Origin of the sequence: Streptomyces corynorhini (genome assembly GCF_003346515.1) — a bacterium.
Lineage (GTDB): Bacteria > Actinomycetota > Actinomycetes > Streptomycetales > Streptomycetaceae > Streptomyces > Streptomyces corynorhini.
This window is the reverse complement of sequence record NZ_QQNA01000360.1, coordinates 1-7,316: the sequence shown is the minus strand read 5'-3', so window position 1 is coordinate 7,316 and position 7,316 is coordinate 1. Positions and strand designations below refer to the sequence as shown.

Genomic DNA, 7,316 nt, shown 5'->3' with positions numbered 1-7,316 from the left:
CGGCGGCTCCGGAGCCGCCGCAGGCGCCCGGAGTACGGCCGTGAGGTGCCCGGAGTGCGGACACCGCAACGCGCCGGGCGCGGCGTTCTGCACGTCCTGCGAAACGTTCCTGGACTGGGGCGACGCGGACACGGAGGCGGGGTCGGGCCCGAGGTCGGGGTCTACGGGCGCGGGCTCGGGGCCGGGGTCTACGGGCGCGGGCTCAGGGTCGGGGTCGGGCTCGGGGTCGCGGTCTACGGGCTCGGGGGCCGCTCCCGCCGCGCGTACGGAGCCGGTGCCGCCCGCTCCCGTACCGCCGACGGCGGCGCCTCCCGTACCGCCCATGCCGCCCATGCCGCCTGTACCGCCCGCGTCACCCGCGCGTCCCCCCGTCCCGCCGCCCATGCCGCCGTCCGTCGCGGCGGGGCCGCGTCGGCCCGGGGACCGGCTGGACATCCCCGTACCCGGACCGCGCGAGGAGCCCGAAGGGCCGGAGCCGCCCGGCTCCGCCGCGTCGCCCGCCGCGCACCGGGGCGCGGCCGTGCGCTGCCCCAACTGCCGTACGGAGAACGAGCCGCGGCGCACCCTGTGCGTACGCTGCGGTCTGCTGCTGGACCCCGGTCCGCCGCCCGCCGTACCGCTGCCGTGGTGGCGGCGGATCCTGCGCGGGCGGTCGCGGGCCCTGCCGGCCGCCGGGACACGGCCCGTACGGCGGCTGTGGCGCCGTCCCGGCCTGGCCATTCCGCTGACCCTGGCGGTGCTCGCGGGCGCCTTCTGGTTCGCGCGGCCCTACCTGCCCGAGGCACTGGACTTCACCCGGGACAGCACCGGCACCCCCGACGAGCTGCGCCCCAGCCGGATCCGCGCGTCCAGCTTCCTGTCGGACCATCCGCCGCGCACGGCCATCGACACGTACACCAACCGGTTCTGGGTACCGGCCGAAGCGGGGCCCGGTATCGGGGAGTTCCTGGAGGTGGACTTCGACAAGCCGGTACGGATGACGAAGCTCGTCGTCTTCTCGGGCAGGTCGGCCAAGGAGGACGAGTTCCTCGCGCAGTCCCGCCCCTCCGCGCTGACCGTGACGCTGAGTCCGGCCGAGGGCGAGCCCACCGAGAAGAAGGTCGCCCTCAAGGACCGTCCCGGTCAGCAGACGTTCGACGTACGGGGCGCCGAGGTCGTCCGGGTGCGGCTGACGATCGACGACATCTACGGCGCGGGAAAGGGCCGCAGACCCGCGATCGCCGAGATCGAGTTCTTCGGCCGGAGCTGAGGGCATGACCGTGGTGCGGCCGTACCTGCGGAATCGGATGCCTTCCCGCCGTGCGTGGCTCTTGGCCACGGGCTCCCGCTGCCGGAGACTGAGCCGATGACACAGCGTGTGGATCTCGCGACCGTGATGGACCGTCTGGCCATCGACGAGGTGGTCACCCGGTACGCGGTGGCCGTCGACGAGGGCGACTGGCCGGGGTACCGGGCCCTGTTCACCCCGGACGGACGCGCCGACTACACGGCGGCGGGCGGCATCGAGGGCCCGGCCGCCGAGGTGGGCGACTGGCTGGCCGGCACGCTGGGGCCCTATGCCGTACGCCAGCATCTGATCGTCAACCGTCGGCTGCGCATCCAGGATCTCGGGGGTTACCCGGGCGACCGGGCCGATCTGCGAGCCGACTATCTGAGCCCGCTGCGCCACGAGTCGGGCGAGCAGCTGATGAGCGGTGGCGGCTTCGTGTTCGGACTGGTGCGCGGGGACGAGGGATGGCTGGTGCGCTCCGTGGTCGCGCGGGAGACCTGGCGGCACGGCGCACTCGGCCGGGCGGGCGGCTGATCGCCGCGGCGCGGATGCGCCGGGCCCCGCGTGGGAAGAGTGCGCGTGACGGCCAGGGTCTTCCGTTCGGAACCGGCCGGTTCCGAACGGGAGGCCCGGGGTGAGGAGGCGCGCGGTGCGGACCTGGGCGGGAACCCCTGCGGCAGCCCGGATGCGGGAGCGTGCCGCGTCGCCATGGGGGCGCGGCACGGTGGCGGTGGGGTCGGGGGCGCTGTCCGCGCTCGCCTTTCCCGCGCCGTCGCTGTGGTGGCTGGCCTATGTCGCGCTGGTGCCCTGGATGCTGCTCCTGCGGACGGCCGCGACCGGGCGGAGGGCCGCGCTGGAGGGGTGGCTGGGCGGCCTCGGGTTCGTCCTCGCGGTGCATCACTGGCTGTTGCCGAGCCTCCATGTGTTCCTCCTGGTGCTGGGGGCGCTGTTGGGGCTGCTGTGGGCGCCGTGGGGGATGCTGGTGCGGTACGCGCTCGGTGGCGCGGCGTCGGGGCTCCGGGCGTCGGCCGCGGTGGCGGTGGTGCCCTCGGGGTGGCTGATGGTCGAACTGGCCAGGTCCTGGGAGGGGCTCGGCGGTCCCTGGGGTCTGCTCGGCGCCGGGCAGTGGGAGGTGGCTCCGGCGCTGCGGCTGGCGTCGGTGGGCGGTGTGTGGCTGGTGAGTCTGCTGGTGGTCGCGGTGAACACGGCGCTGGCCCTGCTGGTCGCGGTGGCGGGGGCGCGTTCCGCCGCCGGCGTGGCGCTCGCGGGGTGCGCCGTGGTGGTGGGCTCGGTGGCGGCGTGGGCGCCGCGGCCGGAGTCCTCGGGGCGGGTGCGGATCGCGGTCGTCCAGCCGGGTGTCGTGGCGCCGGGTGTGGTCGGCGGGGCGAACGCGGTGGAGCGGCGGTTCGCGCGCGGTGAGGAGCTGACGCGCACGCTGGCCGGGCGGGGTGCCGATCTGGTGGTGTGGGGGGAGAGCAGCGTCGGCGCGGATCTGGCCACCCGGCCGGATCTGGCGGCGCGGCTCGCGGTGCTCGCCCGGGTCACCGGCGCTCCGGTGCTGGTCAATGTGGACGCGCGCGCCACGGACGCGGCGGGCCGGACGGGCATCTTCAAGCGCGCGGTGCTGGTGGGTCCCGAGGGGCCGACGGGTGAGGTGTACGACAAGAGGCGGCTGGTGCCGTTCGGCGAGTACGTGCCGGCCCGCGCGGCGCTCGGCTGGGTGACGTCGGTGGGGAGGGCGGCGGGCGAGGACCGGCTGCGCGGGACCGGGCAGGTGGTGATGGTGCTGCCGGGCGAGGGCCGGGGCGGGCTGCGGCTGGGGCCGCTGATCTGCTTCGAGACCGCGTTCCCCGACCTGAGCAGGCGGCTGGTGCGGGACGGCGCCCAGGTGCTGGTGGCGCAGTCGTCGACCTCGTCGTTCCAAGGCAGTTGGGCGCCTCGGCAGCATGCCTCGCTGGCGGCGCTGCGGGCGGCGGAGACGGGCCGGCCGATGGTGCACGCGACGCTGACCGGCGTGGGGGCGGTGTTCGGCCCGGACGGGCGGCGGGTGGGCGGCCCGCTCGGCACGGACCGGTCGGTCGCGGCGGTGTTCGACGTCCCGCTGGCCCGGTCCACGACCGCGTACGTGCGGTTCGGGGACTGGGCGGTGTACGGGGCGCTCGCCGTACTGGCGGTGTTCTGCGCGGTGGCGGGCGGCCGGTCCCTCAGGCGGCCTGGTCCTGAGCCGCTCGTACCACCCGCTCGCACATCTCGTGAGTCCGCAGAGCGTCCCGTGCGCTGAGGTGTTTTCCGGCCCGTACGGCGTCGAGGAAGGCCAGTACGCACTGTTCGACGCCGCGCTGACGGGGCACCGGCACCCAGTCGCCGCGCCGCCGTACGCTCGGCTGTCCCTTGTGGTCGATGACGGTGGCGAGGTCGTGGACGGCGCGTTTGGTGTCCTGGCCGGAGACTTCGAGGATCTCCTCGGTGGAGCCGTTCATCCGGTTCATCATGCCGATGGCGGTGAATCCGTCGCCGGAGAGCTGGAGCACGACGTGGTGCAGCAGCCCGTCCCGGATCCGGGCCCGTACGTCGGTGTGTTCGACGGGGCCGGGCAGCAGGAAGCGCAGAGTGTCGACGACGTGGATGAAGTCGTCCAGCACCAGGGTGCGCGGGTCCTCGGGCAGTCCGACGCGGTTCTTCTGGAGCAGGATCAGATCCCGCGGGTGCTCCAGGCACTGCGCGTAGCCGGGCGCGTAGCGGCGGTTGAAGCCGACGGCGAGGCTGACGCCGCCTTCGTCGGCGAGGCGTACCACCCGTTCCGCGTCGGCGTATTCGTAGGCGATCGGCTTGTCGACATAGGTGGGGACACCGGCCGCGACGAGCTGGCAGACGATGTCGGTGTGGGTGGCGGTGGGGGTGTGCACGAAGGCGGCGTCGAGGTCCACGGAGAGCAGGGATTCGAGGTCGGCGTGGCACTGCGCGGCCGGGATGCGGTGGGTCTGCGCGATCCGGGCCAGGGTGGCGGGGGTGCGGGTCTGGAGATGGAGTTCGATGCCGGGCAGGGTGGTGAGCACCGGCAGGTACGCCTTCCGCGCGATGTCGCCGAGCCCGATACAGCCGACCTTCACGAGGGCCTCCCTGACCTGTCCTGAGCCGAAGGTCCTGTCCCGCGGGCCCCGGTCGGCCGCGGTGGTCCTACGGTCGTGATGTCCCGGAAGCATACGTGCGCCCCGGCGGGCGCCAGTCGGCGATGCCGTCCATGCCGCGCAGGACGAGGCCGGGGCCGAACCGGGAGGCGGCGGCGATCAGCCGGTCGCGTACGGCGGCACCGGCCGGGCTGGAGACCGCGGCCATCCGGCTCGCCCGCGCCGCCCTGCGCACGACGGCGCTGGTGCGCGGCAGCCGGTCGGCGGAGTATCCGGCGAGGGCGGCGGCGCAGCGCCCCGGTCCGCCCGCGCCGACGTGGTGGGCGAGGACGACGGCGTCCTCGATGGCCTGGTTGCCGCCCTGCGCCAGGCTGGGCTGCATGGCGTGGGCCGCGTCGCCGAGGAGGGCGACCCTGCCGCGGTGGAAGGCGGGCAGCGGCGTGTTCATCTCGTACACGTCGTGCCGCAGGATCCGGTCGGATTCGGCCGCCGCGATGATCCGGGGTACCGGGTCGTGCCAGTCGCCGAAGAGCCGGGTCAGCTCGGCCTTCTCGCCGTGGGGCGCCTGCCCGCCGGCGGGCGTCATGGTCATGGCGTACGCGTAGACCCGGCCGTCCTTGAACGGCTGGGTGCCCCAGACCCGGCCCCTGCCCCAGGTCTCGTGGGGCGGGAACGGGCGCTCGGGCTCGGGGACGATGGTGCGCCAGGTGGTGTATCCGGCGTAGCGGGGGCCGGGGTGGGCGGGGAAGAGGGTGCCGCGGGTGGCGGAGCGCAGGCCGTCGGCGGCGACGACGAGCCCGGCCTCGGTCTCGCCCTCCGGGGTGGTGACCACGGCCGGGCGGCCGTCCGCCGTGCCCGGGTCGGTGAGGGTGGCGGCCGTGCCGGTGCGTACGGCCGTCGCGGGGAGCGCGTCGGTCAGCAGGGAGACCAGCGTCGCGCGGTGGAGCAGGACGAGGGGGCCGCCGAACCGCTCGGCCGCGACCCGGCCGTCCATCCGGTTGAGCCAGCGGCCGTCGGGGGCGCGCAGCCCGCCCTCGCCCTGCCAGGCGGCGAGGTCCCGTACGGCGTCGCCGAGTCCGATGACGTCCAGCGCGCGCTGCGCGTTGGGCGCGAGGCCGAGACCGGCGCCGACGGGGGCGAGCGAGGCGGCGCGTTCGAGGACGGTGACGTCCCATCCGCGCTGGTGCAGGGCCACGGCCGCGGTGAGGCCGCCGATGCCGCCGCCGATGACGACGGCGCGGGACTGGTCCATCGCTTCTCCCTCTCTCCCCTCCCGGCCCGTGCGAGAGCCGGGGAACTACAGGTGTAGTGCCTTGGTTCCCACCGTACTACAGCTGTAGTGAACGGGATAGATTGACGGCATGCACGAACGCACCACCGGCATCTCCCGCGCCGAACTCATCGCCGACACCGCCCTCGCCCTGCTCGCCGAGCGCGGCATGCGCGGGCTCACCCACCGCGCCGTGGACGAGGCGGCCGGGCTCCCGCAGGGCTCGACGTCCAACCACGCGCGCACCCGGCAGGCCCTGCTCGAAGCGGCGGTACGACGGCAGGCGGAACGCGAGCTGCGGGTCCTCACCCCGGCGGAGATGCCCGGCGCCACCACCCGCGCGGGCGCGCCGGTCGACGCGCTGGCGCTGGCCCTGCACCGCTATCTGACCCACCATCCACAGCTGCTCGTCGCCCGCTACGAACTCGCGCTCGAAGCCACTCGCCGCCCGGAGCTGCGGGCCTTCTACGACACGACGGGCCGGCAGTTCCGCGAGCCGCTGATCGCGATGATGACGGCGGCCGGCTCCACCGAGCCCGAGCGGCACACGCACGCGCTGGTCGCCTGGTGCGAGGGGCTGCTGTTCTCCTGCGCCGTCGGCTCGTACCACCAGGCGGTCCCGTCCCTGGAGGAGCTGCGCCGGGGCTTCACCGAACTGCTGCGGGGCATGCTCGGCGACGGTGAGGACCGGGCGGGCACCGCCGGATAACCCCTGGTCAGGATGGCGGCCGGTGGGCGAGGATGACGGCCATGACGACATCTGAGCGCATCGATCCCTCCACACTCGCCGGTGAGCGCGAGATGCTGGAGAGCTGGCTGGACTACCACCGGGAGACCCTCGCCCTGAAATGCGCGGGGCTGAGCGACAAACAGCTCAAGGAGGCGTCCGTGCCTCCTTCGGAGCTGACGCTGATCGGGCTCGTGCGGCACATGGCCGAGGTGGAACGCGGCTGGTTCCGCAACACCCTGGCCGCCGAGCGGGCCGCCCCGCTCTTCTTCACCGACGAGGACCCGGACGGCGATTTCCATCCCGGCGCTGACGACACCTGGGAGCAGGCCCACACGGCCTGGCGGGCGGAGATCGCCCACGCCCGGAGCCTGGCCGCGCCGCACTCTCTGGACGACCGGGGCGCGGGCCGCCGTGAACGCGCCTCCGGCGATCCGTTCACGCTGCGCTGGATCTACCTCCACATGATCGAGGAGTACGCCCGGCACAACGGCCACGCCGATCTGATCCGCGAGTGCGTCGACGGCGCGACGGGCGAGTGAAAACGGCGCCGACGACCTCCCCCGGCGGCAATCAGGGCTGACCCGTGTCATCCGTCCGGGCCATCCCCGGCCCTGTGGGCTCCACAACGGGCGCGGCGACCAGCAGAGTTGTCCGAATGGAGCGAACGAGAAGTACGACACTGGCCCTGGTCGGGGTGGCGGTCACCGCACTGTCCGGCTGCGTGGCCGTCGAACCGCGTCCCGCGCCGGCGCCCCGGCCGGAGACGATCAGCGGCGCCCGCATCCCCGGGGCCGCCACCGAGGGGGCCCCGAGGCAGGGGCGGGCGCGCGAGGCGCTGGAGGCGATGAGCCCCGCGCCGTCGGCCCCGCGCGCCGGTCGATGCCGGTACGGGTGACCGGCGCGCGGGGCCGACGGCGC

The 7,316-nt window shown here is 74.7% G+C and carries 8 protein-coding genes and 1 pseudogene; 5 read left to right on the top strand and 4 right to left on the bottom strand.

The genetic code is table 11. The features are described from left to right. Nucleotides 1–384, bottom strand: a pseudogene (locus DVH02_RS36615) (hypothetical protein); the annotation flags it as partial. Here DVH02_RS36615 and DVH02_RS36610 point away from each other — a divergent pair. The 3 genes from DVH02_RS36610 to lnt all read left to right on the top strand — a co-directional run bounded on the left by DVH02_RS36610 (nucleotide 383) and on the right by lnt (nucleotide 3,551). After that, nucleotides 383–1,249, top strand: a complete 867-nt coding sequence (locus tag DVH02_RS36610) for a discoidin domain-containing protein (RefSeq protein WP_233518591.1) — start codon at nucleotides 383–385, stop codon at nucleotides 1,247–1,249. The pseudogene DVH02_RS36615 and the gene DVH02_RS36610 overlap by 2 nt on opposite strands. 96 nt (nucleotides 1,250–1,345) lie before the next feature. Beyond that, the gene (locus DVH02_RS32245) at nucleotides 1,346–1,804 is read left to right on the top strand and encodes a nuclear transport factor 2 family protein (protein ID WP_199566494.1); all 459 of its coding nucleotides are present in this window, start codon (nucleotides 1,346–1,348) and stop codon (nucleotides 1,802–1,804) included. 151 nt (nucleotides 1,805–1,955) lie between these two features. Then, complete coding sequence (gene lnt / locus DVH02_RS32240) at nucleotides 1,956–3,551, top strand: apolipoprotein N-acyltransferase (RefSeq protein WP_114627396.1); 1,596 nt, start codon at nucleotides 1,956–1,958, stop codon at nucleotides 3,549–3,551. Here lnt and DVH02_RS32235 read toward each other — a convergent pair. Continuing rightward, on the bottom strand, nucleotides 3,475–4,380 hold the full coding sequence (locus DVH02_RS32235) for a Gfo/Idh/MocA family protein (protein WP_199566493.1): 906 nt from the start codon (nucleotides 4,378–4,380) through the stop codon (nucleotides 3,475–3,477). The two genes, lnt and DVH02_RS32235, sit on opposite strands and share 77 nt — an antisense overlap. Nucleotides 4,381–4,447: 67 nt before the next feature. Beyond that, nucleotides 4,448–5,650 carry an FAD-dependent monooxygenase gene (locus DVH02_RS32230; RefSeq protein ID WP_114627394.1) on the bottom strand — a complete coding sequence of 401 codons (1,203 nt, stop codon included), beginning with the start codon at nucleotides 5,648–5,650 and terminating at the stop codon, nucleotides 4,448–4,450. A gap of 109 nt (nucleotides 5,651–5,759) precedes the next feature. On the opposite strand from DVH02_RS32230, the gene DVH02_RS32225 reads away from it, so the two are divergent. Further along, the gene (locus DVH02_RS32225; protein ID WP_114627393.1) at nucleotides 5,760–6,377 is read left to right on the top strand and encodes a TetR/AcrR family transcriptional regulator; all 618 of its coding nucleotides are present in this window, start codon (nucleotides 5,760–5,762) and stop codon (nucleotides 6,375–6,377) included. Nucleotides 6,378–6,418: 41 nt separating this feature from the next. Further along, nucleotides 6,419–6,937, top strand: coding sequence for a DinB family protein (locus tag DVH02_RS32220; protein WP_114627397.1), 519 nt, complete (start codon nucleotides 6,419–6,421; stop codon nucleotides 6,935–6,937). Nucleotides 6,938–6,968: 31 nt separating this feature from the next. Here the strand turns inward: DVH02_RS32220 and DVH02_RS36605 are convergent. Then, nucleotides 6,969–7,316, bottom strand: a 348-nt coding sequence (locus DVH02_RS36605) for a hypothetical protein (protein ID WP_407697707.1), incomplete at its 5' end; no start/stop codon positions are given.

What these genes read in the sequence shown, in the direction of transcription:
- DVH02_RS32245 (WP_199566494.1), top strand. Translation starts at nt 1,346, where the DNA reads ATGACACAGCGTGTGGATCTCGCGACCGTGATGGACCGTCTGGCCATC.
- DVH02_RS36610 (WP_233518591.1), top strand. Translation starts at nt 383, where the DNA reads ATGCCGCCGTCCGTCGCGGCGGGGCCGCGTCGGCCCGGGGACCGGCTG.
- DVH02_RS32230 (WP_114627394.1), bottom strand. Translation starts at nt 5,650, where the DNA reads ATGGACCAGTCCCGCGCCGTCGTCATCGGCGGCGGCATCGGCGGCCTC.
- DVH02_RS32225 (WP_114627393.1), top strand. Translation starts at nt 5,760, where the DNA reads ATGCACGAACGCACCACCGGCATCTCCCGCGCCGAACTCATCGCCGAC.
- lnt (WP_114627396.1), top strand. Translation starts at nt 1,956, where the DNA reads ATGCGGGAGCGTGCCGCGTCGCCATGGGGGCGCGGCACGGTGGCGGTG.
- DVH02_RS32220 (WP_114627397.1), top strand. Translation starts at nt 6,419, where the DNA reads ATGACGACATCTGAGCGCATCGATCCCTCCACACTCGCCGGTGAGCGC.